The 26357-nt window shown below is 73.1% G+C and carries 21 protein-coding genes; 8 read left to right on the forward strand and 13 right to left on the reverse strand.

Annotated features, from left to right (window positions below; translation table 11 throughout):
* Positions 1 to 9: 9 nt before the first annotated feature.
* The 6 genes from AC4IJH_RS20905 to AC4IJH_RS20930 form a co-directional block, all read right to left on the reverse strand.
* A complete protein-coding gene (locus AC4IJH_RS20905; protein ID WP_490853313.1) occupies positions 10 to 2145 on the reverse strand; it encodes a hypothetical protein in 2136 nt (711 codons plus the stop codon).
* Positions 2146 to 2506: 361 nt separating this feature from the next.
* On the reverse strand, positions 2507 to 3238 hold the full coding sequence (locus AC4IJH_RS20910) for a DUF4097 family beta strand repeat-containing protein (RefSeq protein WP_490853314.1): 732 nt from the start codon (positions 3236 to 3238) through the stop codon (positions 2507 to 2509).
* 155 nt (positions 3239 to 3393) lie between these two features.
* The gene (locus tag AC4IJH_RS20915; RefSeq protein ID WP_490853315.1) at positions 3394 to 4476 is read right to left on the reverse strand and encodes a zinc-binding dehydrogenase; all 1083 of its coding nucleotides are present in this window, start codon (positions 4474 to 4476) and stop codon (positions 3394 to 3396) included.
* A gap of 190 nt (positions 4477 to 4666) precedes the next feature.
* Entirely contained in the window at positions 4667 to 6085 is a 1419-nt protein-coding gene (locus tag AC4IJH_RS20920) for an aldehyde dehydrogenase family protein (protein WP_490853316.1), read from the reverse strand.
* Between the two features lie 159 nt (positions 6086 to 6244).
* Positions 6245 to 7120: an NAD(P)-dependent oxidoreductase gene (locus tag AC4IJH_RS20925; protein WP_490853317.1), complete on the reverse strand. Its 876-nt coding sequence runs from the start codon at positions 7118 to 7120 to the stop codon at positions 6245 to 6247.
* A gap of 200 nt (positions 7121 to 7320) precedes the next feature.
* Positions 7321 to 8094 (reverse strand): class I SAM-dependent methyltransferase, encoded by a 774-nt coding sequence (locus AC4IJH_RS20930; RefSeq protein ID WP_490853318.1) that lies wholly within the window; start codon positions 8092 to 8094, stop codon positions 7321 to 7323.
* 211 nt (positions 8095 to 8305) lie between these two features.
* Between AC4IJH_RS20930 and AC4IJH_RS20935 the strand changes: the two genes are divergently transcribed.
* Positions 8306 to 8833, forward strand: a complete 528-nt coding sequence (locus AC4IJH_RS20935) for a hypothetical protein (RefSeq protein WP_490853319.1) — start codon at positions 8306 to 8308, stop codon at positions 8831 to 8833.
* Positions 8834 to 8951: 118 nt separating this feature from the next.
* Here AC4IJH_RS20935 and AC4IJH_RS20940 read toward each other — a convergent pair whose 3' ends face one another.
* From AC4IJH_RS20940 to AC4IJH_RS20950, 3 genes are all read right to left on the reverse strand, one after another.
* Positions 8952 to 10370: a CitMHS family transporter gene (locus AC4IJH_RS20940; protein ID WP_490853320.1), complete on the reverse strand. Its 1419-nt coding sequence runs from the start codon at positions 10368 to 10370 to the stop codon at positions 8952 to 8954.
* Positions 10371 to 10527: 157 nt separating this feature from the next.
* Positions 10528 to 12753 carry a molybdopterin-dependent oxidoreductase gene (locus AC4IJH_RS20945; protein WP_490853321.1) on the reverse strand — a complete coding sequence of 742 codons (2226 nt, stop codon included), beginning with the start codon at positions 12751 to 12753 and terminating at the stop codon, positions 10528 to 10530.
* A 155-nt stretch (positions 12754 to 12908) separates the two neighbouring features.
* On the reverse strand, positions 12909 to 13535 hold the full coding sequence (locus tag AC4IJH_RS20950; RefSeq protein WP_490853322.1) for a TetR/AcrR family transcriptional regulator: 627 nt from the start codon (positions 13533 to 13535) through the stop codon (positions 12909 to 12911).
* Positions 13536 to 13694: 159 nt separating this feature from the next.
* Between AC4IJH_RS20950 and hmgA the strand changes: the two genes are divergently transcribed.
* Both hmgA and AC4IJH_RS20960 read left to right on the forward strand, forming a co-directional pair.
* Positions 13695 to 15020 (forward strand): homogentisate 1,2-dioxygenase, encoded by a 1326-nt coding sequence (gene hmgA, locus AC4IJH_RS20955; RefSeq protein ID WP_490853323.1) that lies wholly within the window; start codon positions 13695 to 13697, stop codon positions 15018 to 15020.
* A gap of 19 nt (positions 15021 to 15039) precedes the next feature.
* Positions 15040 to 15816, forward strand: coding sequence for a GntR family transcriptional regulator (locus tag AC4IJH_RS20960; RefSeq protein ID WP_490853324.1), 777 nt, complete (start codon positions 15040 to 15042; stop codon positions 15814 to 15816).
* A gap of 75 nt (positions 15817 to 15891) precedes the next feature.
* Here AC4IJH_RS20960 and AC4IJH_RS20965 read toward each other — a convergent pair whose 3' ends face one another.
* Positions 15892 to 17265, reverse strand: a complete 1374-nt coding sequence (locus tag AC4IJH_RS20965; protein ID WP_490853325.1) for an MFS transporter — start codon at positions 17263 to 17265, stop codon at positions 15892 to 15894.
* 226 nt (positions 17266 to 17491) lie between these two features.
* Between AC4IJH_RS20965 and AC4IJH_RS20970 the strand changes: the two genes are divergently transcribed.
* Entirely contained in the window at positions 17492 to 18736 is a 1245-nt protein-coding gene (locus AC4IJH_RS20970; protein ID WP_490853326.1) for a type ISP restriction/modification enzyme, read from the forward strand.
* A 9-nt stretch (positions 18737 to 18745) separates the two neighbouring features.
* Here the strand turns inward: AC4IJH_RS20970 and kilB are convergent, their stop codons facing one another.
* Positions 18746 to 19213, reverse strand: coding sequence for a plasmid transfer protein KilB (kilB, locus tag AC4IJH_RS20975; RefSeq protein ID WP_490853327.1), 468 nt, complete (start codon positions 19211 to 19213; stop codon positions 18746 to 18748).
* Positions 19214 to 19378: 165 nt separating this feature from the next.
* On the opposite strand from kilB, the gene AC4IJH_RS20980 reads away from it, so the two are divergent.
* Positions 19379 to 20599: a CaiB/BaiF CoA transferase family protein gene (locus AC4IJH_RS20980; protein ID WP_490853328.1), complete on the forward strand. Its 1221-nt coding sequence runs from the start codon at positions 19379 to 19381 to the stop codon at positions 20597 to 20599.
* Between the two features lie 210 nt (positions 20600 to 20809).
* On the opposite strand, the gene AC4IJH_RS20985 is transcribed toward AC4IJH_RS20980, so the two are convergent.
* Positions 20810 to 21073 (reverse strand): hypothetical protein, encoded by a 264-nt coding sequence (locus AC4IJH_RS20985; RefSeq protein WP_490853329.1) that lies wholly within the window; start codon positions 21071 to 21073, stop codon positions 20810 to 20812.
* A 622-nt stretch (positions 21074 to 21695) separates the two neighbouring features.
* Here AC4IJH_RS20985 and AC4IJH_RS20990 point away from each other — a divergent pair.
* Positions 21696 to 23411 carry a serine/threonine-protein kinase gene (locus tag AC4IJH_RS20990; RefSeq protein ID WP_490853330.1) on the forward strand — a complete coding sequence of 572 codons (1716 nt, stop codon included), beginning with the start codon at positions 21696 to 21698 and terminating at the stop codon, positions 23409 to 23411.
* On the opposite strand, the gene AC4IJH_RS20995 is transcribed toward AC4IJH_RS20990, so the two are convergent.
* Positions 23381 to 24187 carry an SGNH/GDSL hydrolase family protein gene (locus AC4IJH_RS20995; RefSeq protein WP_490853331.1) on the reverse strand — a complete coding sequence of 269 codons (807 nt, stop codon included), beginning with the start codon at positions 24185 to 24187 and terminating at the stop codon, positions 23381 to 23383. The genes AC4IJH_RS20990 and AC4IJH_RS20995 overlap by 31 nt on opposite strands.
* 296 nt (positions 24188 to 24483) lie before the next feature.
* Between AC4IJH_RS20995 and AC4IJH_RS21000 the strand changes: the two genes are divergently transcribed.
* Entirely contained in the window at positions 24484 to 25704 is a 1221-nt protein-coding gene (locus AC4IJH_RS21000) for a S8 family peptidase (protein WP_490853332.1), read from the forward strand.
* A 199-nt stretch (positions 25705 to 25903) separates the two neighbouring features.
* Complete coding sequence (locus AC4IJH_RS21005) at positions 25904 to 26356, forward strand: hypothetical protein (RefSeq protein ID WP_490853333.1); 453 nt, start codon at positions 25904 to 25906, stop codon at positions 26354 to 26356.
* Position 26357: the final 1 nt, after the last annotated feature.

Raw genomic sequence — 26357 nt, forward strand, 5'->3', positions numbered from 1 at the left:
CGGCTTCCCTCAATCCACCGGTAGATCAGGTGCCTGGACTCCGCCGACCAGCGCGTCGATCCAGCCGCCGTCGGCGATGACGTCGACATAGGCGTTGTGGGCGCGGTCGCTGCGCGGATGGTGGTCGTAGTCCGTACAGAGCACTTCCAGGGCCGCCCGTACGCGCACCATGTCGCCGTCCCCGTGGCCCGAGGGGAGCGGGGCCAGGGGCGCGGACAGCCGCCACACGGTGGCCAGCAGCTGGCGGATCGCGGCGTGCACACCGCTGCCCGCCGCGCGCTCGGCGCAGCCCGGGCACTGCGGCAACAGGCTCTCGTCGGGCGGGTGTCGGGGCGCGAAGCCGTCGAAGGCCTGCGGTGCGGCGGCGAGGAGGTTGAGGTCTTGGAGCCACTGCGTGGGGGTGTGGCGCAGATAGCGGTGGTGCATCGCCCGTACGGCCAGGGTGTCGAACCGGCCCAGGGCCAGGGCATGGTGCAGATACCGCCGCTCGTGCCGCACGGAGTCGGCGGCCAGCACGTCGCCCGGGCTGTAGTGGGCGGCCAGCCGGGTGTGGATCTGCGACCAGCGCTCCGGGCCGCCCCGGGTGCGCAACTCGTGCAGCAGGAGGGCGCGCAGCGCCCGGTCCGTGACCAGCGGCGCCCTGCCGTACGCCCGCTGCGGCCAGGGGTGGTGGTTCCAGTGGGGCTGTTCCAGGGCTCCGGCCAGCAGCCGCCGTACGCTCAGCGCGGGGCTGGGGCCGGGCCCGTCCTGCTGGGCGGAGCGCAGCAGTTGCGCGGCGGCGTCCTCCTCCAGCGCGGGCGCGACGGCCAGGGCCTGTTCGCGTACGGCGGGGTCCGGCAGGAGCTGTGCCAGCAGCCGGGCGGTGATCCCGGGGGCCGCGCCGGAGGGCGGCGACGCGAGCAGGTGCTCCAGCGCGAAGGGCTCCGGCCCCTGCAACTGCTGGAGGGCGGCCCGTACGAGCAGCAGCGCGCTGCCCGCCCGGCCGCCGCTGAGCCTGCCGATGACGGTGGGGAGGGAGGCGGGGTAGTCGGTGCCGCCGAGCATGGTGCGTATCTGGGCGTCGCTGATGGGCGGGATGCCCAGCCGCAGCAGCCAGGTCCGCGGCGGGCAGCGCTCGGGGGCGCTCCAGGGCGCGGGGTGGGTGGTGGGGGTCAGGTGCGGGCCGGAGCCGGGGCCGAGCGAGGTGGCGAAGACGACGGGGAGCATGCCGCGGCGTCCCCTGCGCTGCTGGGCGAGAGTGGCATAGCCCAGCAGGAACGGGGTGAGGAAGCGCTCGCGCAGGGTCTCGTCGACGTTGTCCAGGAGGATGAGGCAGGGGTGGCGGGTCCTGCGGGCCCAGTAGCCGTAGGAGCCGTCGATGTCGGCCAGCAGGGCGGCGATCAGATGGGACTCCACCCAGGCGCGGTCCGGTCCGCCCCTGCGGAACTTCTGCACGAGGCCGAACAGGCGCTGTACGCCGTCGCCGTTGGCGTCCGCCAGACGCGAGCGCCACCACACTCCGCGGGCGTCCTCGCCGCCGCGCTCCAGGAAGGTCTCCGCGGTGGCCTGCAGCACGCTCTCCAGACCCGGCACGCCCGGCAGCAGGGGCCCCACCACCGCTCCCAGAGCATTGAGCCAGCGCCTGAGCTGAGCGTCGCGGGCGCCGGGGTCCGGATCGCGCTGCACGAGGATGCCGCGCAACTCCTCCTCCGCCTCGGCGAGTTCGGCGGGCGGCACGGGCTCGGGGTTGGCGGTCTCCCGGCGCCAGGCGGTGAGCACCAGCAGGGCGGGCGAGAGCCGTGGAAAGGACAGGGCGTGGCTGCCTCCGTCGGGCGCCTTGGACAGCTCGTGGCGCACCTCGAAGAGCAGGTTGGTGACCGGCGAGGCGTTCGCCGAGTCCAGCCGCTCGCGGTCCATCCGGTCCACCGCGGAGTACGGGAGCCCGGACAGGTCCACCCGGGCAGTGGGTACATGGGCGTGGTAGCCGTCGTAGAGGGCGTCGAGCACGGCGGTCTTGCCCGTGGCCCGGTCGCCGACGATCTCCACCACGGGCTCGCCGCCGGGGAACTGCGGCTTGGTCCAGCGCCCTCCGCCGGCCGGCATCCCCAGCATCGCCGGGGCGAGCGCGTCGACCACGGCCCCGAGGTTGTACAGATGGCCCCCCATGCCGTCCCCCCGGCAGTCCTCGTTCCCGCCGGGGCCGGCGTCGTGGCCGGCCCGGCGTCCCGATCGGCCCGGCGTCCCCGCGGTGGGCGCCGCAGGCACCGGGGCCGCGTGGAGGCAGACGATAGGACAGGATCCGGGGCGCGACAACAACTGCGCGCCGCCCACGCGGAGTTGGCCGGGAATCACAGTCGGCCAGGACCCGCGGTCGCACCCGGAGAACGGCCGAACCCGGCATCGGAGCCGAACCGGCAGGCAGGGACGGGCCAGGGAGCCGGGCTGGCCGGGCGTGGCCGAACCAGGAAGCAGGGCGAGCCCAGGGAGCCGGGGCGGGCCCAGGAAGCCGGGCCGGGCCGGGAAGCGGTCAGGGGTTCTTGATGGTGATGCCCCCGTTGCTGGTGGTCGCTTCGAGGCGGTACTTGGCGGCCGGGTCCTGGGTGACGCCTATGTTCTTGTCGCCGTTGTCGGTCGTGGCCAAGACCTGGTACGCGCCGGACGGCACGGTCAGGGTCACCTTGCCGTTGGACGTCTTGGCGCGGACGTTCTGCCGGGTGGCGGTGGCGAGGTCGATGGCGCCGTTGGAGCTCTCCGCGGCGATGCTGCCGCCCTTCAGGTCGCGCCCCGTGACCCGGCCGTTGCTGGTGCGTACGTCCACCGCGCCGGACACCCCCTCCAGGTCCACACGGCCGGAGCTGGTGCTCACCTGCACCGCGCCCACCCGGGTCAGTTTGATCGCGCCGTTGGTGGTCCGGCCCTTCACCGCCAGCCCGGCCGGTACATCGACGGTGTAGCTCACCGAGCAGCGGCTGCCGCAGCCGCCGAGCACCAGCTCGCCGCCCTCGACCCGGTGGCTCGCCCCTTGCGGCTTGTTGCCGCGGTACTCGACCGTGCGGTGCACGGACACCGTGGTGGCGCCTTGCTTGCCACGCAGCGTCACCGCGCCGTTGGTGTTGTCGATCCGTACGGAGGTGACCTTCTGCGTCAGCGCGGCGTCGTCCTTGAAGGTCGTCGCGGGCCCCAGGCCGCACGCGCCGAGCCCGCCCACGGCGATGGCGGCCAGCGCTACGGCCCCGAGGCAGCGGAACGGCTTGCGCATGGAACTCCCCCTGTTGGTTCTTTGAAGTCGCTGCTCCCGGCCCCTTTCCGGAACCGGCGCACTCCGAAGACTACGGGGAGCCGCACGGCAGCGACCATGGGGAAAACCCCCGGTTGTGAGGGGTGAAAACCGCAGTTCGCGACGGCACTCGGCGCCTAGAAGACGACCAGCGCGCGGCCTCCCTTGCCCGCCACCATCGCCTCGAACGCGGCCGGAATCCCTTCCAGTTGGATGCGCTCGGTAACGAGGGCGGAAAGATCGAGAGCTCCCGTACGGACGTGTTCGGCGATGACGGGGAGGTCCTTGGCCGGGTCGCTGTTGCCGTACACACAACCCGAGAGCGTACGGCCGTAGTAGAAGAGCTCCAGCGCGGAAAAGGTGACCTGCTGGTCCTTGCCGCCGATGCCCACGACGGTGGTGCGGCCCCCGCGACGGGTGGCCGTCCACGCCGTACGGATGGCGTCCGCCCGCCCCACGCACTCGATGGCGACATCCGCCCCGACGCCGCCGGTCAGCGCGCGTACCTCCTTGGCGGTGTCCGGCGTCGCGAGCAGGAAGTCGGTGGCGCCCGCGGCACGCGCCAGCTCCTCCTTGGCAGGGGACACATCGACGGCGACGATGCACCCGGCGCCCGCGATCCGCGCGGCCTGAAGCGTGGCCAGGCCCACCCCGCCCACGCCGAGGACGGCCACCGACTCGCCCGCGCGCACCCGCGCCGAGTGGTGCACCGCACCCCAGCCGGTAAGAACGGCGCAGCCCAGCAGGGCCGCGTCGGCCAGCGGCACCCCGGCGGGCAGCGGGAGGGCCGCGCGGGCGGCGACCACGGTCTCCTCCGCGAAAACGGCGGTGCCCAGCCCCGGGTACAGCTCTCCGCCGCCACCGGCCAGCCGCGCGTACGGCACAGTCGCCGCGGCCGCCGAATCGCCGCACAGCCAGGGCTCGTCCAGGCCGCAGTAGTGGCAGTTCCCGCAGGACGGCGCCCAGTTGAGGACGACCTCGTCGCCGGGCGCGACATGCCTCACGTCCGGGCCGACGGCGGTGACGGTGCCCGCGCCCTCGTGCCCCAGGACGGCCGGGACCGGCTGGCGCAGGGTGCCGTTGGACAGCGAGAGGTCGGAGTGGCAGACCCCGGCGGCGGCCAGGCGGATACGGACCTGGCCGGGTCCGGGCTCCGGCAGGTCGATCTCGACGATCTCCAGCGGAGCACCCACGGCGGGCAGTACGGCGGCACGGGTCATGGCGGCGGCTTCCGTTCATCGGCGGAGCTGGGCAGAACAGCAGAGACGACAGAAACGGCAGAGACGGCAGAGACGGCAGAGACGACAGGATCAGATGCAGAACAGGGACGGGGACAGGGGCAGGTGCAGAACAGCGACAGGCCCGGCGGGAGGGCGGCGAAACCGCCCTCCCCCGGTCACCGCCGCAACATCAGAACTGCAGCGACTTGGTCTGCAGATACTCGGTCAGACCGTGCACTCCCAGCTCGCGCCCCACGCCCGACTGCTTGTAACCGCCGAAGGGCGCAAGGAGGTTGAAGGACCCGCCGTTGATGTCGACCTGCCCGGTGTCCAGGCGGCGGGCGAAGGCGACGGCCGTCTCCTGGTCGCCCGCCCAGACCGCACCGCCCAGCCCGTAGGCGGAGTCGTTGGCGATGCGCAGCGCCTCCTCCTCGCTCTCGTACTTCAGGATGGACACGACCGGGCCGAAGATCTCCTCCTGCGCGATGGTCATGTCCGCCGTGACGTCGGCGAAGACGGTGGGGCGTACGAAGTAGCCGCGCTCCTGGCCCTCGGGGGCGTCCGGGCCGCCCGCCACCAGCCGGGCGCCCTCCTGCACACCGCGCTCGATGTAGCCGCGTACCCGGTCCCGCTGCTTGGCGTTGACGACCGGGCCCAGCCGGCTCTGGTCGTCCTGCGGGTCGCCCGCGATGTAGGTGCCCACGGCCTGTGCCGCCAGCGCCACCGCTTCCTCGTACTGGTCGGCGTGGACCAGCATGCGGGTCAGGGCGTTGCAGGACTGGCCGGAGTTGCGCATCACATCGGCGACGTTGACCTGCACCGCCTGGGCCAGGTCGGCGCCCGGGAGGATGACGTTGGCGGACTTGCCGCCGAGTTCGAGGGCGACCCGCTTGACGTCGCCGCCGGCGATCGCGCCGATCTTCTTGCCGACGGCGGTGGAGCCGGTGAAGGAGACCAGGTCCACGTCCGGGTGCTCGGCCAGCGCCTGGCCCGCGACCTGGCCGAGGCCGGTGACGAGGTTGAAGACACCGGCCGGCACGCCCGCCGCGTCCACGCACTCGGCGAAGAGCTGGGCGGTGAGCGGGGTGTCCTCGGCGGGCTTGAGGACGATGGTGCAGCCCGCGGCGAGCGCCGGGGCGACCTTGTTGACGATCTGGTGCAGCGGGTAGTTCCAGGGCGTGATCGCGGCGACCACGCCGACCGGCTCGTGGAAGACGGTGGAGTTCCCGATGCGCTCCTCGAAGGAGTAGGAGGCGGCGAGTTCGGCGTACGAGCCGGTGACGGCGACCGGCAGGGCGGCCTGCACCCGCCGGCTGAAGCCGAGCGTGGCGCCCAGCTCGGCGGTGATGGTCTGGGCGATCTCCTCCATGCGGGCGGCGAGCTGGTCGCGCAGCGCGGTCAGCCGGGCCGCGCGCTCGGCCGGGGCGGTGGCGGCCCAGCCGGGCAGCGCGGCGCGGGCGGCGCGCACGGCGGCGTCCACATCGGCTTCCGTGCCGGCCGGGACGGTCGCGATGACCCGCTCGTCGGCCGGGTTGACCACATCGATCGTCTCGGCCCCGGCGGCGGGCCGCCAGGCGCCGTCGATGAACATCGCGTCGTGGTACTTCACTTCGTCGTCCTCCCGGGCCAGTTGCTGGTGGTGCGCACCCCCAAACTATCGGCGGTAGTTTTCCCGCGCCAGAGACTCCCGGACATGCTGTGGCCGGTGTGGGGTGGTGCGGCCGCGGGCCGGGCCCGGTGCGGGCCCGGCCGTGCGCCGCCCCGCGCCTCAGGCGCCGGACGTACCCATGATCCGTACGAGCGGGGCGAAGCCACCGGTCTCGTGCCCGGCCGCGAGAGTCCGGTCGAGCAGGGACTTGGTGACGGCCAGGGCCTCGGTGTTCACACCCCGGGCGCGGGAGGCCTCGACGATGTGCGCCATGCCGGCCGACAGCATGGCGTTGCTGCCCTCGCCGCGGGAGATGGTGCCGGTGTCGAGGTCGTGTGCGAGCTGCGCGGCGATGGCGGGCATGATCGAGCCGATCCCGTCGGTGAAGGGCGCCAGTTCGCCCGCGGAGATGCCCTCCGAGGCGGCCAGGGCGAAGGCGTGCGCGAGCGCGCCGGCGGTGCCGTAGAAGTAGCTCAACAGGGACAGGTCGTACACCGCCGCGAGGCCGTGGTCGGCGCCCAGGTGGTGGGCGTTGCCGCCGAGGACCTTGAGCGTGTCCAGGTGGGCGTCGTAGGCGTCCTTCGAACCGCTGTAGAGGAGCAGCGCGTCGGGGGCTCCGACGACCTGCGGCGGCACCATGACCGAGCCGTCGAGGTAGTCGATGCCGTGCCCGGCCGCCCACACGGCCGCCCGGCGGGAGCGCTCGGGGGAGTCGGTGGTGAGGTTGACCAGCACCCGGCCCTTCAGCTCGGCGGCCACCGGCTCCAGGACCTTGTCGCTGACGTTGTAGTCCAGCACGCACACCACCACCAGGGGGCTGGCGGTGACGGCCTCGGCGACCGAGTCCGCGCGCACCGCGCCGCGGGCGACCAGGTCCTCCGCCTTGCCGGCGGACCGGTTCCACACGGTGGTGGGGTGGCCGGCGGCGAGGAAGGCGGCGGCCAGCGCATGGCCCATCGCGCCGAGCCCGAGGACGGTGACGGGGGTCTTGTTCACGAGGTGCTCCACTTCTGCCGGGACCGGCCGGGCGCCGGTCCTTCGTCGTGGCACCACCGTGCCCGCCCGCACTTTCGGTCGGCTCCGGGTTTCCTTTCGGTACGGCGGACGCGGCCGAAAGCGCCGTCGGTGCCGTGGGGCTAGGGCCTGTCCGCAACGTCCCGTCTGGCCTGCGGGCGGACGACGGGTGACGACAGGCCCTATGCCCGCGCCGTCAGCAGTGGCTGGAAATACCCGTCGGCGTCCGGCTCGTGCCAGCGCGCGTGCGTGAACCCCGCGGCCGTGACGAGGCCGGTCACCTGCTCGCGGCTGCGGGCGCGGGACCGGGCGCGGCGCACCGCCACCCGCCAGCCGTCGCCCTGCGGCAGCAGTTGGAAGTGCTCGAAGTCGTAGGTCTCGCCGTCCTCGTGCCACTCCCACAGCTGGAAGGTGATCACCCGGCTGCCGTCGGGGGTACGGGCGATCTGCGGCAGGGTCGCCGGGCGCCGCACTTCGTACGCGCGCACGCCGAGCAGCAGCAGCCCGCCGGGGCGCAGCACCCGCCGCATGGACGCCAGCGCACTGCCCGCGTCCTGGGGTGTGAGGAGGTGGGCCAGGGAGTTGTCGGCGCACACTACGGCGGCGAAGGTGCCGTCGGGGAAGGGGAGTTGGCGCATGTCGGCGGCGGCCAGGCGCAGCGGCAGGTCCCGCATGGCCGCTTCCCTGGCGGCGCGGGCCAGTGCGCCACCGCTGAGGTCCGTACCGGTGACGCGCTGCCCGGCGGCGGCGAGGCCGATGGCCTGGGTGCCGATGCCGCAGGCGCAGTCCAGGACGGGGTGCGGGCCCTCGCCGAGCGCGGCGCGGATACGGGCGTCCAGCGCGCCACCCTGCCGGGTCACCTGGGCGGGCCAGTCCGGGTACAGGAAGTGGTAGGAATCGGCGAGTTCGTCATAGAAGCGGCTGACCGGGGGCGGCAGGTGCTCCGACGGCTCCATGGGGAGACCGTAGCGCCGTTGCGCACGGCCTGCGGGCGCCCCGGCACCGACGAGGAGGAGCCCGGGTTCCCCCGCGCGGCGGAGGGGGCCGGCGGATCGGCCGTCCCGGCGGATGAGTGATCTTCGGTCCCGGGCTCGATGCCCTGGTGCGCGGCCCGATGGAACCGTGTCCGGTGAACACGATCTTCCATCCCGTCAGGAGGCCCGGACCATGTCCGAGTTCACTCTCCCCCGCCTCGCCGACGCTCCCGCCGAGGTTCCGCCGCCGTCGCGGCGGGCCGTCCGGGCCGCCTACGCCTCGGCGTTCTCCGCGACCGTCGGGTTCATTCCGCTGCACGCGGTCTGGGCGCTGGGCATTCCCCTGTGGGCCAACGAGGACAGGTTCCGGGAGTGGTACGCGATGGGCGGCGGGCCGTACCTCTTCGTGCTCAGTGGGCTGGCGCTGTCGGCGGGCATCCTGGCGCTGAGTCTGGTACGGCCGTGGGGCGTGGTCTTCCCCGGCTGGACGCCGTTCCTGGCGGGGCGCAGGGTTCCGCGCCGGGCGCTGGCCGGCACGGCCTTCGGCGTCGCGGTCCTTCTGCTCCTTTACACCGTCTGGGCCGCGGCGCGCACCGTCGCCGACTTCGCCGACGAGGGCGTCTTCAGTGCGTGGATCGTCGTCTACGGCATACCGCAGTTCCTGGTGTGGGGCGTCGGCCTGTTCGTCGCCGCGCTCGGCTACCGCCGGCGGACCGCGTGAGCGCTCCACCGGGTGTGCGGTGTGCCGCCCGCGGGTGCGTCGTGGCCGGTCGCGCCCACGCGGCAGCGCCGCATACCGACGCGGACCCGCGCCCCGTACGGGCGCGGGAGAGACCCGCTCAGATGATGCCGTACAGCAGTCCCGCGCCCAGGACCACCAGCGAGGTCAACGCCGCCCATTTCACGGTGAACTTGGTGTGGTCGCCGAATTCGACCTTGGCCATGCCGACCAGGACGTAGACGGCGGGGACCAGCGGGCTGGACATGTGCAGGGCCTGGCCGACCAGGGAGGCGCGGGCGATCTCCACAGGGGCCACGCCGTGGGCGGCGCCCGCCTCGGCGAGGATCGGCACGATGCCGAAGTAGAAGCCGTCGTTGGACATGAAGTAGGTCAGCGGGATGCTCAGGACGCCGGTGACGATGCCCATGTGCGGGCCGAGCGCGTCGGGGACGATGCCGACCAGCCAGCGGGCCATGTGCTCGACCATGCCGGTGCCGGTGAGCACGCCGGTGAAGACGGCGGCGGCGAAGACCATGCCGGAGACGTTCAGGACGTTCTCGGAGTGCGCGGCGATCCGGGCCTTCTGGTCCTTCATCTGCGGGAAGTTGACGGTCAGCGCGATGGCCGCGCCGATGAGGAAGAGGACCGGGATCGGCAGGGTCTGCAGGATGAGGAGGGTGAGCAGGGCCAGGGTGAGCGCGGCGTTGAACCAGTAGAGCTTGGGGCGCAGGGTGGCGCGGTGCGGGTCCAGGCCCTGGAGGTCGTCGTCGGGCGCGCCCGCGGCGCCGCCGGTCCCCGCGGCGCCCGTCCCCTTGTCCGTACGGGCTCCAAAGCCGCCGGCCGCGACCAGCACCGTCTCGCTCTCCCGCTCCTCGGCTGCCCCGGCGGTCCTGACCGCCCCCACGGCCTCGTCCAGCGTCAGGACGCCCAGCCGCTTGCGCTCGCGCCGGCCCAGCACGTACGCCAGCACGAAGACCGCGAGCAGGCCGGTGGCCAGCGCCGGGATCATCGGGATGAAGATGTCGCCGGCGTCCAGCTTGAGGGCGGTGGCGGCGCGGGCGGTGGGGCCGCCCCAGGGGAGGGTGTTCATCACGCCGTTGGCGGTGGCGGCGACGCCGGTCATGACCACCAGGCTCATCTTCAGGCGGCGGTAGAGCGGGTACATCGCGGAGACCGTGATCATGAAGGTGGTGGAGCCGTCGCCGTCCAGGGAGACGATCGCGGCGAGTACGGCCGTGCCGACCACGATGCGCAGCGGGTCGGCCTTGCAGAACCGCAGGATGCCCCGCACGATCGGGTCGAAGAGCCCGACGTCGATCATCACGCCGAAGTAGATGATGGCGAACATCAGCATCGCGGCGGTGGGCGCGAGGTCCCCGATGCCCTTGATGACGTACTCGCCCAGGTGCGCGCCCTTGCCGACCAGGACGCAGAACAGCACGGGGATGAGCACCAGCGCCGCCATGGGCGACATCTTCTTCATCATGATCAGCACCAGGAAGGTGGCGATCATGACAAATCCGAGGACTGTCAGCATGGGGACCTCACGTTCGCCGTTGAACTGCCGCTGAGGGCGGCAGAGGGCTGCCGCGCGGGCCGTGGTCCGCCCCCGGAGGGCGGTGAGGCGACGTTAGGGGCCGAAAACTTTCGTTAACAAGGTCTTGACGCGCGAGCAATACGAGCAAAACCACAGGTCACGAAATGGGGGTCACGGGCGTCAGCTGGACGGGCAGGCCGTTGAGCACCGCCGTCCCCGACAGCGGGTCCAGCCGCTTGCCGTCGTTGAGCTGGTTGACGTTGGCCCCGGGAGACGCGGAGGCGACGGCGGTGCGGGTGCCGGGCCGGTCGTGGCCCCAGCCGTGCGGCAGGCTCACCACTCCGGTCCGTACCGCCTCGGTGATCTCCACCGGCACCTCGATCTCCCCGCCGTCGCCTTTCAGCCGCGCCAGTCCGCCGTCCATGAGCCCCAGCCGGGCCGCGTCCTGGGGGTGGACCTGGACGGTGCAGCGGTTGGAGCCGCCGGTGAGCGAGGCGAGGTTGTGCATCCAGCTGTTGTTGGAGCGCAGATGGCGGCGGCCGACCAGCAGCAGCCCGTCGGCGCCCGGGGCCAGGGTGGTGCACAGCCGGGCGGCCTCGGCGGCGATCGGCTCCGGGCACAGTTCCACGGTGCCGCTGCGCGTCTTGAGCAGGCCGGGCAGGCGCGGGGTGAGCGGGCCCAGGTCGATGCCGTGCGGGTGCTCCAGTACGCGGGCGAGGTTCAGGCCCTGCGGGTCGGCGCCGAAGCCGTCCCCGTACGGGCCCAGGCGCAGCAGCAGGTCCAGGCGCCGCTCGGCGCCGTTCTCGCCCGTCAACTGCGCGGCGAGGTGCGGGACTTCGCGCCCGTGGACCGGGGAGTGCGCATCGGCGACGGCCTTGCCCAGCGCCGCGTCGATGACCAGGGCGTCCACCAGGTCCGGATCGGCGCCGTCCTGGCCGCCCGCGCACAGCACGAGCCGGGCGAAGATCTCGCTCTCGGCGAGCTGCCCCTCCTCCAGCGGGAGGGCGGGCCGGCTGTAGCGGACCTGGTTGCGCACGGCCAGCGCGTTGAACGCGTAGTCGTGGTGCGGGCTCTGGGAGGGGCGGGGCGGCGGCAGGACGACATGGGCGTGCCGGGAGGTCTCGTTCAGATACGGGTCGATGCTGACCATGAAGTCCAGGCCGGGCAGGGCGCGTTCGAGGCGGGCGCCATCGGGCACGGACAGCACGGGGTTGGCGGCGCTGGCGATCAGCGCGCGGATGCGCCCTTCGCCGGGGGTGTCGATCTCCTCCGCCAGTGCGGCGATGGGCAGTTCGGACTTGGCCTCGGGGTGGCGGCCGACCCTGCTGTGCCAGCGGCCGAGCGCGAAGCCCTTGCCGGGCGCGGGCGGGCGGGGTGCGCGGGCGGTGGCGGCGAGCGGGAACATGATGCCGCCGGGCCGGTCGAGGTTGCCGGTGAGGATGTTCAGTACGTCCACGAGCCAGCTGGTGAGGGTGCCGAACGCGACGGTGGTGGAGCCGAGTCGGCCGTATACGGCGGCGCGTTCGGCGCCCGCCACCTCGCGGGCCAGCGACCGGATGTCCCCGGCGGACACCTCGCAGGCCGCCGCGACCGCCTCGGGCGGGAAGTCGGCCGCCAGCGCGCGGACCTCCGGCACACCGGTGACGGCCGGGGCGGGGCGCACCAGCCCTTCCTCGAACAGGACGTGTGCCATGGCGAAGAGGAGCAGCGCGTCGGTGCCCGGCCTGATGGCCAGGTGCCGGTCGGCGAGGCGGGCGGTGCGGGTGCGCCGGGGGTCGACGACGGTCAGCCGCCCGCCGCGCCGGCGCAGTGCCTTCAGGCGGCCGGGGAAGTCGGGCGCGGTGCACAGACTGCCGTTGGATTCCAGGGGGTTGGCGCCGATCACGACGAGGTGGTCGGTGCGGTCCAGGTCCGGTACGGGGATGGCCTGGGCGTCTCCGTAGAGCAGTCCGCTGGAGACGTGCTTGGGCATCTGGTCGACGGTGGTGGCGGAGAAGAAGTTGCGGGAGCCGAGCGCGCCGAGCAGGACGGGGGTGTAGAGCTGGCCGGCGACCGTGTGCACGTTGGGGTTGCCGAAGACCAGGCCGACGGCGTTGGGCCCGTACTCCTCGATCACCGGGCGCAGTCCGCGCTGCACGGCGGCGAACGCCTCGTCCCAGGTGGCCTCCTGCAGCGCGCCGCCGCGGCGCACCAGGGGGCGGGTGAGCCGGTCGGGGTCGTTGTCCAGCTGGCCGAAGACCGCTCCCTTGGGGCAGATGAAGCCCTTGCTGAAGACGTCGTCGTGGTCGCCGCGGGCGGCGGTGACCCGGCCCTCCTCGATGGTCAGGGACAGGCCGCAGGTGGCCTCGCACAGCGGGCAGATACGCAGGGCGGTACGGCTCATCGGTCCCTCCCGGGGACGGTGGCTCAGGGCGCCTGCCGCACCGGGCCCGGGCACGATGGGGGCGCGCATACGCCACGACCATACCGACCGGTAGCCCGGTGTGTGGCCTCCGGGCCCGTGGCGCCAGGACGCCGCGGAGATCCGTCAGAAGCGCGCTAGTGCGGCCGGTCCAGGTGGCGGGCGAGGTAGGCCCGCAGCAGGTGCCGGGTCTCCGCGACGATGACCGGGTCGCCCGACGGGTCGGCGCGGAAGGCCAGTTGGAGCAGGGCGTCCGCCGACTCGACGCCGACCAGGAAGGCGGTGCGCAGCCCCTCGTCCGCCGCGTCCAGGCCCAGCCGCCCGGCGAGCAGGGCCAGCAGGCGGTCGGCGACCAGGTAGTTGGCCTGCCGGGGCTCGCGCGGCGCCGGGACGGTGAACTCCACCAGCGCGAAGCCCGGCACGGTCCGCTTCATGGCCAGGTACTCCTCCACCACCACGTCCATCGCCTGCCGCCAGCCCACCGGCGCCGCCCCCTGCCGCTCCGCGCCGTCCAGCCGGGCGGTGATGCGCTCGGTGTAGGTCTCCAGGTTGCGCAGGGCCAGCGCTTCGGCCATGGCGCGCTTGTTGGGGAAGAAGCGGTAGACCGAGCCGATGGGGACCTGTGCGCGCTCGGCGACCGCGCGGGTGCTCAGGCCTTCGTAGCCGGTCTCTTCGAGGAGTTCGGCGCACGCCTCGAGGATCGTGGCCAGGCGTTCGGCGCTGCGCCGCTGGACGGGGGCTCTGCGGAGCGAGGGTGGGTGCACTCCCCCATCCTGCCCGCAGTCCCGCCGCGGCAGGGGACTGCCGCCCCGTCCCGTTGATGCCCGGGTGTCCCTGGCCTGTTGACGGCCCTGTCCCGTTGACGACCCCGCGCCTCAATCCTAGGGTCTTGCATAGGATTCCTTGAGCGGCGGGAGCACGCGATGACAGGTACGGGCAACGAACAGGCGAGGAAGACGGCCGAGGGGCTGGTCTACTCCCCCGGCTTCGGCAACGAGCACAGCACCGAAGCCGTCCCCGGCGCACTGCCGCACGGCCGCAACTCCCCGCAGCGCGCCCCCCTGGGCCTGTACGCGGAGCAGCTCAGCGGCACCGCCTTCACCGAGCCCCGGCACCACAACCGCCGCTCCTGGCTCTACCGCATCCGGCCGTCGGCCGGCCACCCCCCGTTCGTACGGACCGGCAACGGCACGCTGCGCACCGCGCCCTTCACCGAGACCACCCCCGACCCCAACCGGCTGCGCTGGAACCCCCTCCCGCAGCCGGCCGGGCCCGTCGACTTCCTGGACAGCCTGTGGACCCTGGGCGGCAACGGCGACGCCACCCAGCGCGTGGGCATGGGCATCCACCTCTACAACGCCACCTCCTCCATGGAGCGGCGCGTCTTCAGCGACTCCGACGGAGAGCTGCTGATCGTCCCCGAGCAGGGCGCGCTGCTGCTCCGTACCGAACTGGGCCTGCTGCGCGCCGAACCCGGCGAGGTCGCCCTGATCCCGCGCGGCGTGCGCTTCCGCGTCGAGCTGCTGGAGGAGAGCGCGCGCGGGTACGTCTGCGAGAACTACGGGCAGCCCTTCCGCCTCCCCGACCTCGGCCCGATCGGCGCCAACGGCCTGGCCAACCCCCGGGACTTCCGCGCGCCGGTGGCCGCGTACGAGGACGTCCAGGAGCCGGTGGAGGTGATCAACAAGTACTGCGGCAACCTCTGGACGGCGACCTACGACCACTCCCCGCTGGACGTCGTCGCCTGGCACGGCAACCACGCGCCCTACGTCTACGACCTGCGCCAGTTCAACGTCATCGGCTCCATCAGCTACGACCACCCGGACCCGTCCATCTTCACCGTGCTGACCTCCCCCACCGACACCCCGGGGCTGGCGGGCGTGGACTTCGTGGTCTTCGCGCCGCGCTGGCTGGTGGGCGAGGACACCTTCCGCCCGCCCTACTTCCACCGCAATGTGATGAGCGAGTACATGGGCCTGATCGAGGGCGCGTACGACGCCAAAGCGGAGGGCTTCGTACCGGGCGGCGGCTCACTGCACAACATGATGTCCGCGCACGGCCCCGACCGGGAGACCTTCGAGAGGGCCAGCGCCGCCGAACTGAAACCGCAGAAGATCGACAACGGGCTGGCGTTCATGTTCGAGACCCGGTGGCCGGTGCTGCTGACCGAGCAGTCCCTGACCGCCGACCACCTGCAGCGGGGCTACGACGAGGTGTGGCAGGGTCTGGAACGCCACTTCCGCCCGTAATCCGCATACGGAGCCCGCCGTGACGACCTTCGCACCCGACTCGCTCGCCCTGAACCGCAAGCTGCCGCTGTGGTACCAGGTCTCGCAGTCGCTGCGTGCCTCGATACTGGGCCGCGCCCCCGAGGCGCCGCTGCGGCTGCCGACCGAGGACGCGCTCGCCGCCCACTACGGCGTGAGCGTGCTGACCATGCGGCAGGCACTCAAGGAACTGGAGGCGGAGGGGCTGATCAGCCGGCACCGGCGGCGCGGCACCTTCATCGAGCCGAGCGCGCAGCGCGGCGCGCCCGTGCGGCTGCTCGGCTCGGTGGACGCGATCGTGGCCCAGCAGTCCGGCATGAGCACGGACCTGCTGGACCACGGGACCGTCCCCGTACCACCCGAACTGTCCGAATATTTCCCGGACTTGGACGCCGACGGGGATACGGACCGGCCGGCCGCTGAGGTGGTCCGCTTCCGCCGGCTGCGCGGCGACGAGGACACCGGCGAGCCGACCAACCACGCCGAGAACTTCGTCCGCCCCGACGTCGCGGCCCGTATCGACCTCTCCGACCTCAAGCGCTGGCCGATGACGAAGGTGCTGCGCGACGGCGTCGGCGTACGCATCAGCCGGATCACCGACACCGTCCAGGCCCGCCTCGCCGACCCCGAGACCGCCCGCCTCCTCCAAGTCCCCCTGCTCAGCCCGATCCTGCACTACACGGGCATCACCTACGACCAGGACGGCCGCGTGGTGGACGTCGCCCGCATCCACTACCGGGGCGACCGCTTCTCCTTCACGGTCACCTTGGAGGCATGAGCCCCGGCAGGCGGCCCCTCGTGTACGCGGTGTCCGCCCAGGGCGCGCGGTGTTGCTTCCGCGCGCTCGCTCCTCCTACGGCCGTTGGATGCGTTCCAGGCTGCGGCCCGTGGTGCGGGGGCCGAGGAGGGCCACGTCCAGGCAGAGGAGGAGCATCAGGGCGGCGGAGCCGGTGAAGACGGCGGCGGGGCCCAGGTCGGCGAGGACGGTGAGGGCGACGAAGGGCAGGACCACCGAGGTGAGGCGGGAGAGGGAGTAGGCGATGCCGATCGCGCTGGTGCGCAGGCCGGTGGGGAAGATCTCGGTCTGGTAGACGTGGAAGGCGTTGGAGAAGATGTTGCTGCACACCGTCAGCGCGAAGCCGGCCCCCACGATGACCCAGGTGTCCTCGCCGAAGCCGAAGGCGAGTCCGAAGGCCGCGATGCCCAGCGCGGAGGCGATGATCAGCGTCTTGCGCTCGAAGCGGTCGATGAGGGGTACGGACAGCGCCGAGCCGAGCGGGTAGCCGCAGAAGCTCAGTGCGGCGTAGGTCAGCGACGCGGTGACCGTATGGCCCTTGGCGGTGAGCACGACGGGCGCCAGCGAGCCGAAGCCGTAGTAGCCGACGGTCTGCAGGACCTGGAAGATCCACCACATCACGGTGCGCCGCCGGTAGTCGCTGCCGAACATCTCGCCCAGCGGCACCCGCCGTTCGGGCACGCTCTGCGGCTCGGGCACCGTCGGGAGGCTGCCGCCGGTCTCCCGGCCCACCCGCGCCTCGATGTCGGCCACGATCCGCTCGGCCTCCTGCGGGCGCCCCCGTACCTCCAGCCAGCGCGGCGACTCCGGCAGCCGGGAACGCATCAGCTGGATGAACGCCGCGCCCAGCGCGCCGCCGGCCAGCAGCCAGCGCCAGCCCTCGATCCCCAGCAGCTCGTGCGAGGCCACCAGGCGCGCGCCCAGCAGCGCGGCGACGGGGACGCCGAGGAAGCCCAGGGTGTAGGCGTAGGCGATGTAGCGGCCGCGTACCGCGCGCGGCAGGAATTCGGCGAGGTAGGTGTCCACCAGCACCAGTTCGGCGCCCAGCCCCAGGCCCGCCAGGAAGCGCAGCGCGATCAGCCACTCGACGTTCGGGGCGAACGCGCACAGCAGCGAGAAGAGCGAGTACAGGCCGAGGTTGACCATGAACATCCGGCGCCGCCCGAAGCGGTCCGCCAGGACGGAGAGCACATTCGCGCCGACGAACATGCCTAAGAATCCGGCCGCGATGATCCAGGACTTGGCGGTGTGGCCCAGGTGCCACTGCTCGGAGAGCGCGGCGGCCAGCACCCCGCCGAGGAAGATCTCGTACAGGTCGAAGAAGGCGCCGATGCCCACGATGCAGGTGATACGGCGGTGCCAGCCGGCCGCGGGGAGCCGGTCCAGCCGGGCGGCGGCCCGTACGTCGGCGAGCCGGGACGTCTGCGTCATGGCGCTCCTCCTTCTCTGCCTGCACGGCGGTGCGGCCGCACGCGGCCGACGGCGAGGACCGTACCCGGCATGATCACTAAGCGGAAGACCGCCTTCTGCGCAGGGGGTGGCCTTGCGTCATCGGCCTCCGCCGCCAGGTACGCGCCGCCCGCGGCCCGGCGGACCGGCGCCCGCGCCGCCGTTACGATGCCCCCGTGAGCGGCGAACGTTCCGGGAGGGATGCCGGGTGACGGCGAAGCAGGGCGCTACGGGGCCGTCCGGTCCCGTGCCGCTGTCCGAACTGATGCCATGGTCGGTGGCTCCGCTGCGGCTGGGCCGGGAGTGGGTCCTGGCCCCCGACGCGGCGTCGCTGCGCTCCCGCTGGGACGCGCTGGCGCGGGCCGATGACGGCGCGGCGCAGGAGCGGCTCTTCCGCCCTTCGCGGGCCCGCACGCTGCACAGCGCCGTGGCCCAACTGCCCGGCCAGGCAACGCCGACCGGGCGGCTGGCGCGCGCCGCGGGACCGTGCCCGGAGCCGGTACGGGTGCTGTACGGCGGCTACGACCAGCAGTGGCTGCTGCCCGACCACCGGCTGATCGACGCCGCCCGGCCGGAGCTGTGGCGGGTCGCCGACGGCCACCAGGTCTTCGCCGTCGAGCAGGGACACACACCCCAGGCGCCGGGCCCCGCGCTGGTCTTCTCCGCCCTGCTGCCCGCCGGGGGCCCGCCCCCGGTGACCGGCGCGGCCCGGCCCGGGCGCATCCGGCCGCTGTACCGCCGCCCCGGCGGGCAGGAGCCCAATCTCGCACCGGGCCTGACGGAGCTGCTCGCGCGGCGCCTGGGGCGCCCGGTCGACGCCGGTGAGGTGCTCGCCTGGATCGCGGCGACCGCCCGCCACGCTCCGCCGGGCTGTGCCGTACCGCTGACCGCCGATCCCCAGGCGTGGGTGTCCGGCGTCGAGTTGGGCCGGCGGCTGCTGTGGCTGCACACCCGTGGCGCGCACGACGGCGAGCGCCCGCGGCTGCCCGGCGGCCGCCGCCCCTACGTCCGCGCGGCCCTGCCGGCGAGGGCGGCGCCGGAGGATCTCTCCTACGAGCCGGAGGAGGCCGCCCTGCTCATCGGCGCCGGCCGGATCTCCCCCGTGCCGCCCGGCGCCTGGGACTTCCACGCGGGCGGGGTGCGGGTGCTGCGGTCCTGGTTCGAGCGGCGTACGGAACCGGCCGGGGCGGACACCCTGGAGGCGCTGCGCCCGGCGTCCTGGCCGCAGGAGTGGACCTCCGAGCTGCTGGAGCTGATCACGGTGCTGGCACTGCTGGCCGAACTCGCGCCGGAGCAGGAGCAATTGGCGCGGCGGGTGGCCAACGCGCCGGCCATCGGGGCGGACGCGCTGCGCGAGGGCGGCGTGCTCCCCGCGCCGGAGCACGCGCGCCGCCCGGCCTCCGTCCTGGACCATCACGAGGAGGGACCGGAGGGCCAGTTCGCGCTGCTGTAGGGCCTGTCTTCACCGTACGTGGGGCGCGCAGGCCTCGATGAAGTCGTAGACCAGGGCGCGGGTGGCGGCCCGGCGCTGGTTCAGGACCGCCCGGTCCTCGGTGTGGTGGAGGTCGTCGATGGTGCCGAAGACCCGCCGGGCGTGGGCGATCAGCGCGGGGTCGTCGCTGAGCAACTGGAGCTTGAACAGGGCCTCCTGAGTGGAGGTGCGTATGTCGTAGGAGTGCAGGCGCACGGCGAGCAGGTCGGTCTTGTCGGGCCGGTCGTGCTCGGCGTACCAGCGGTTGACCAGGGTGCGGCGATAGCTCAGCAGCGCGCCGCCGTAGGTGGTGTAGGTGACGATGCGCTCCTGGCGGAGCCGCTCGCGCCGGGCGAACTCCTCGGTCCGCTCCAGGGCCCGGCGCTGGAAGGAATGGGTGACGCCGGAGCCCAAGAGGGTCCCCAGCACCGCGATGACGCCGGCCAGCACTGCCTCCATGCCAGCAGTGCAGCACGCGCCGGGGTGTCCGAAAAGTGTTCCGGCACACCGCGGTGCGTTCCGCTCGCGGAGCGCGGTATTCAGGCCCCGTACTGGCGGCAATCGACCACTTCGCCAAGGGTGGTACGTGACAAGGACATTGCCGGCAGGGTAGGACGTACGGCCATGACCAGCACCGCAGTTCCCCGCACCGCTGCACAGCCGCTGCCCCTTGAGGGCCTGACCGTGCTCGCCGTAGAGCAGGCCGTCGCCGCGCCGTTCGCCACCCGCCAGCTCGCCGATCTGGGCGCCCGGGTCATCAAAATCGAGCGGCCCGACGGCGGTGACTTCGCGCGCGGCTACGACACCTCGGTGCGCGGCCTGGCCTCGCACTTCGTCTGGGCCAACCGCGGCAAGGAGTCCCTCGCGCTGGACCTGAAGGACCCGCGCGGCCGGGAGTTGCTGGAGCAACTGCTAGGCGGGGCGGATGTGTTCGTACAGAATCTGGCCCAGGGCGCGGCCGCCCGGCTGGGGCTGGACGCGGCGGCGCTGTGTGCGCGTCACCCGCGGCTGGTGGCGGTGGACATATCCGGATACGGGCCGGACGGACCGTACGCGCACAAGCGCGCCTACGACATGCTCGTCCAGTGCGAGGCGGGGCTGGTGTCCGTGACGGGCACGCCGGAGCAGCCGGCGAAGGCGGGCATCCCGGCGGCCGACATCGCGGCGGCGATGTACGCCTTCTCCGGGGTGCTGGCCGCCCTGCTGCGGCGCGGCACCACCGGGCGCGGCGGGCCGGTGGAGGTGTCCATGCTGGACGCGCTGGCCGAGTGGATGGGGCACCCGCTGTACTTCGGGTCCTACGGGGGCACCCCGCCGGCCCGTACGGGTGTGGCGCACGCGGTCATCGCGCCCTACGGCGCCTTCGCGACGGCCGACGGGGCGCCCGTCCTGCTGTCCGTGCAGAACGACCGCGAGTGGCGGCGGCTGGCGGAGCAGGTGCTGGAGCGGCCCGAGCTGGCCGAGGACCCGGCGCACGCGACGAATCTCGCGCGGACCCGGCACCGCGACAAGACGGACCGGATCGTGGCGGAGGTGCTGGCCGGGCTGGGCGCGGACGAGGCGGTGCGGCGGCTGGAGGCGGCGGGGATCGCCTGTGCGCGCCTGAACGGTGTCGCGGAACTGGCCGCCCATCCGCAGCTGGCCGCGCGGGACCGCTGGCGGGAGGTCAGCTCGCCCGCCGGGCCGCTGCGCGCGCTGCTGCCGCCGATCACCCTGCCCGGAGGCCCCGAACCGGCCATGGGCGCCGTACCGGCGCTGGGCGAGCACACCGAAGCCCTGCTGGGCTCCCTGGGCCTGACGCGCGGTCGGATCGCGCAGCTGCGGCGGGACGGCGTGATCGGCTGATGCGGCCGGGGCGCCTGCGGGTGGTGGGACATCCGTGGGCGGCGGGGCGCCGTACACGCCTCACGGGTCACAGCGGGCGGGTGTGATGTCTCACAAAAAATCAGCGGACGGCTCGCACGCGGAGGGTGCCGTACGCCGGGGACGGGGCGGTCGTCAGCGGCGGGGCCGTCGGGGGAAGCGGTCGCCGGCCGCTGGGGCGACCGGCACCCCCTAGCCGCGTCCGCCGAAGAGCGAGCGGCGCAGCCTGCGCAGCGGTGCGAAGAGGGAGACCCTGGCTCCGCGGCTCTTCTTCGTACGCGTGTGGTCACGCGCGGTGAGTTCCTGCATCAGCAGTGTGGCGCCTTCCGCCTCGCGCTGCGGGACGGCCGGGCCGCCGAGCACCGCGAGATGGCGGTCCAGACGCGCGCTGGACGCGCCGCTTCCGCAGTTGATCGCAGGCACTCGCGGCCTGCTGCGCACTGTTATCTGTTCCATGACTCTCCCCACCCGTACGAGGGCACCCGCCCCGGGCAGAGTAACCCTATCGCTCTCCTATGACACCCGTGCAGCCCGGTCCCAGGATTCACCTGCCCAGCAAGGGGGTTGACGTACCCCCCGCGGACCGTTTTCCGGGCGGGGCCGTCCCGTGGGGCGTCCGGCCGGGCACATCCGGTGTGCCACCGGGCGGATACGGCGCTCTCGTACGGGAATCCGTGCGCGCTGCGTTCCCTTTTCCGCACCCTCCGTAGTGCCACTGGGTCGAGTGCGGCTCGATGCGACCGAGATCACGGTGCGACCGGGGCGTACGCCGTGGGGCACGGGGAGCGCGAGACCATCCGCAAATGGCGATATGCCAGGCAAGGGGCACTTTACCCTGCGACAGCGTGGACCTTCCCGCCGCCCCTCTGCCCGCACGTCAACCACCCACGCCCCGTCCCGCTACGCCCCTCGCGCGCCCCTCAACGCGCCGCGCCCGCGCGGCCGTTCGCGGTCGCACACCCCGGCGCATCAGGCGCCCCGCCCGCCCCGGACGCGGAATACGGTTCAAGGGGGCGGCAACGAGGCAGGATTGAGGTACGTTTCCACCGAATCGCTCTCTTGCGAGGGGGGCTCGTCCATGAGCGAGGGTCCGGGGAACGAGCAGTTGCTGGCGGGCCGTTACCGCCTCCTCGACGAGCTGGGCCGGGGCGGCATGGGGGTGGTGTGGCGGGCCCGCGACGAAGTGCTCGGGCGCGAGGTGGCCATCAAGGAGGTGCGGGCCCCGCGCGCGCTCACCGAGCGCGAGGAGCAGCTGCTGTACGCCCGCCTGGAGCGCGAGGGCAGGGCGGCGGCCCGGATCTCGCACCCCAATGTGGTCACGGTCTACGACGTGGCGACCTCCGGCGGCCGCCCGTGGATCGTGATGGAACTGATACGGGGCCTGTCGCTGGCCGATGCGCTGACGGCGGAGGGCCCGATGCCGCCGGCCCGGGCCGCGCGGATCGGCGCGGAGGTGCTGGCGGCGCTGCGCGAGGCGCACTCCGCGGGGGTGCTGCACCGCGACGTCAAGCCGGGCAACGTACTGCTCGCCAATGACGGGCGGGTGGTGCTGACCGACTTCGGAATCGCGACGGTGGCGGGTTCCTCCGCGCTCACCCTCACCGGCGAGCTGGTCGGATCGCCCGAATTCCTCGCCCCGGAGCGGGCGTTGGGCCGCACCCCGGGGCCCGAGTCGGACCTGTGGTCGCTGGGCGTGACGCTGTACGCCGCCGTGGAGGGCCACTCGCCGTTCCGCCAGGACACCCCGCTGACCACGCTGCGCGCGGTGGTCGACGAGGAACTGCCGCCGCCGCGCCGGGCCGGCGCGCTGGCCCCCGTACTGGAAGGACTGCTGCGCAAGGACCCGGGCGAGCGGCTGGACGCGCAGACCACGCAGCGGATGCTCCAAGAGGTGGCGAGCGGCGGGCAGCCGCGCACGGTGTCCGTGCCGCCCCCGGCCGCCCCGTACACCCCCACCACCGCCGAGCCCGGCCCCACGCGCACCGCTTACGGCCCGGCCGGGCCGCCGCCCCCCGCTCCCCCGCCGGGCGGCGCCGCCACCACGGCCACCACCGCTCCCGGGGAACCTTCGCCCCGGCGGCGGTCGGTGGCGCTGCTGGCGCTCGGCGGACTGCTGGCGGCGCTCATCGCGGCCGGGGTGACCTGGGCCCTGGTGGGCGGCGACGGGACTGCGCCCACCGCGGGCGGCGGCACACCGGGGAGCGCGGGCAATGGCGGTACGGCTCCCGCGGGCAGCGGCGGCGGGAACACCACAGGGGACGGGGGCGGCTCGGGGGGCGGCTCGACGCCGAGCCGGACCGCGACCGGCCACGGCGGCACGACGACCGCTCCCCCGCCCGCGGTGACCGTCACCGTCTACGTCACGCCGGTGCGCGCGGCCTATCGCGGCGCCTGCCCGCCGCCCGCCGCCGAGGTGCCGTCCTTCCGTGCCGAGATCAAGGTCAGCCGGGTCCCGGCCGATGTCGTCTACCGCTGGCGCACCAGCAGCGGGCAGACCTCCGACCCGGCCTGGAAGACCGTCCCCTTCGCGGCCGGGGACTCCGGCCGTCTCGTGGTACAGCACGAGGAGTTGACGTACAAGGACGGCGCCACGCTCTCGGACTGGATCAGCGTCCAGGTCAAGAGCCCGCAGTCGGTGCGGTCCAACCGCGTGGCGTTCACGGTGACCTGCGAGGAGGCCCCGACGGACGGGGCCTCCCCGAGCACACCCACGCCTTCAGGTACGCACGGCACCTATGGCGCCCAGGGCGCGCGGCGCACCGGTCAGGCGATCTTGCTGAAGACGGGCAGGTAACCGCCGGACTGTCCCTTGGCGGTGGGGTGGTAGGACTCGTCCACGGGGAAGGTGACGCTGTGCAGCCAGGCGTCGCCGGAGCAGATCTCATGGCCGGTGAAGGTGGTGTTGACGTCGCCGAAGGAGAAGCCGTGGTCGGCGGCGCGCTTGGCGGTGACCGCGTTGATGTGGTCGGCGGCGGCGTTTATGGCGGCGCGCGACTTCTCGCTCAGACCGGCCGAGCAGCTGCCGCCGAGCTTGTAGAAGCGCGGGTAGCCGAGCACCACGACGTGCGCGGCGGAGGCCTTCTGGTCGATGGCGGTGTAGACCTGGTCGAGCTTTCCGGGGAGCGTGTTGGTGATGTACGCGCGGGCCTGGGCGACGCGCGCCAGGCAGGCGCTCTCGCCCTGGAGGGCGCAGGTGGTCATGGTGTCGGCGAAGCCCGCGTCGTTGCCGCCGACGGTGATGCTGACCAGCCCGGTGGAGGCGTTCAGCGGGCCCAGCTGCCCGGCGATGACATCACCCGTACGGGCTCCTGAGCACGCGGTGAACGCGAAGGACGAGGGGGAGTTCGCACCGGCCCACAGTGCGGGATAGGCCCTGGTGCTGCGCTTGCAGGCGCCGCTGGCGGGGTCGTAGCCGCCCGCTCCGACGCCCGAGGAGTAGGAGTCGCCCAGGGCTACATAGCCGGTGGCGGCGGGGAGTTGAGCGGATGCGGCGGCGCTCGCGCCGAAGAGAGCGAGCGCGGTGGTGACGAGGAACGCGACCATGACGGCCACGTATCGGGACAGTCTCATGGAACCTCCCTTAGCAGGTCTCTGCATTACCCGTTGGTAGCAGGACCCGTGGACTACGGGAAGTGTTCATGCCAAACCTGACGAACTGGGGGGATCCCCGGTGCCACGTCATTGCATGAGCGTGTCGTGCATATGACATCCCGACAGAACCCTTGCTCCCGGCTGAAGCCTCGGCGAATCTTTCGTACGGCGGTCAACTGCACCACCCGTACCGCCTGTTGCGCATACCCCCGTGCGCAGCACCCCCACAGGCGCGCGCACCACGGCGCACCACCGATGAGGAGGACTCCCCCGCAATGGCAGTGATGCGTTCCACCACGATCTCCCGCCGGGCACGGATCGCCGCGGCGGTCACCGCTTCAGCGGCGGCGCTCACACTCGGCGCCGTCATCGTCCCCGCCCACGCGGCCCCCGCCGAAGGCACGGTGGTCGGAGCCGGTGCCAAGGACGCGGTCCAGGGCAGCTACATCGTCACGCTCAAGCAGAGCGCCGGCCTGAAGTCGGCCTCGGCGCAGGGCAAGAGCCTGGTGTCCGAGTACGGCGGCACCGTCAAGCGGACCTATACCGCGGCGCTCAACGGCTATGCGGCCGACCTGACCGAGCGACAGGCCAGACGCCTGGCCGCCGACCCAGCCGTGGACCGGGTCTTCCAGGACCGTACGGTCCGCGCCTCGGCCACCCAGAACAACCCGCCCTCCTGGGGCCTGGACCGCATCGACCAGGCCAAGCTGCCGCTGGACAAGAAGTACACCTACCCCGACAGCGCGGGCCAGGGCACCACGATCTACGTCATCGACACCGGCGTACGCATCTCCCACCGGGACTTCGGCGGGCGGGCCGTCAACGGCTACGACGCGATAGACAACGACAACGTCGCCCAGGACGGCAACGGCCACGGCACGCACGTGGCCGCCAACTCCGCGGGCACCTCCTACGGCGTGGCCAAGAAGGCCAAGATCGTGGCGGTGCGGGTGCTCAACAACCAGGGCTCGGGCAGCACCTCCCAGGTCGTGGCGGGCATCGACTGGGTCACCAAGAACCACAGCGGCCCATCGGTGGCCAACGTCTCGCTCGGCGGCGGGGCCGACCAGGCCCTGGACACCGCCGTGCAGAACTCCATCCGCAGCGGGGTGACCTACGCGATCGCGGCCGGCAACTCCGGTGCCAACGCACAGAACTACTCCCCGGCCCGGGTCCCCGAGGCGATCACGGTGGGCGCCACCACCAGCTCCGACGCCCGCGCCAACTACTCCAACTACGGCTCCCGGGTGGACCTGTTCGCGCCCGGCAGCGGCATCACCAGCGCCTGGAACTCGGGCGACACCGCCACCAACACCATCTCCGGCACCTCCATGGCCACCCCGCACGTGGCCGGTGCCGCCGCGGTCTACCTCGCCGGGCACCCCAGCGCCACTCCGGCACAGGTCGCCACCGCGCTCGTGAACGGCGCCACCTCCGGGGTCGTGACCAACCCCGGTTCGGGCTCCCCGAACAAGCTCCTGAAGATCGTCCCGTAACCCGGTAGGTCCGGGGCCCGCACGGAAGCGAGCGGCGCCCCGCGGGCCCCGGGCACCGCTGCCGTGCCCGCCGCTCAACTCGGCGGCGGGCACGGTGTGTTAACGCCGACTCCACGGCTCCTTTACGTCTTGACGGGCGCGCGCCCCCTGCGCGACATTGAGGCCCGGCACAAGGGGCTTATGGGGGGCAAAGCGGCCAATGCACACCACCAGCAACTTCAATGGCAGCCCGAACGCCGAGGACCCGGCCGGCGGGCCGGACAGCAGACCGCAGGGCGCGAGACCCTTGGGCGGGGAGACCGCCCCACTGTTCGCCGGGGCGGCGGTCGGCGTGGGCGGCGTGGGGGCCGTACTGGCCCTCATGGACGTCTCCTCGCCGCTGCGCGCCCCCTTCACCCTGTTCTTCCTCCTGGCGGCGCCCGCGGCCGCCATCGCCGCGGCGCTGGGCCGTATGGAGCGCTTCAGCCGGATCGTCGTCGCCGTGGCCGGTGCCCTGGCCCTCAACCTCCTGGTGGCGCAGGCGATGCTCGCGCTGCACAGCTGGTCGGCGCGCGGCGGGGTCGTGGCCGTCGGGGCGATCAGCGCGGTGGTCTTCGCGGCGGCGCAGCTGCGCCGCCGGCGTGCCGGTGACAGCGGCAGTGGGGCGGAATGAC

Source organism: Streptomyces sp. UF-297, assembly GCF_058245575.1.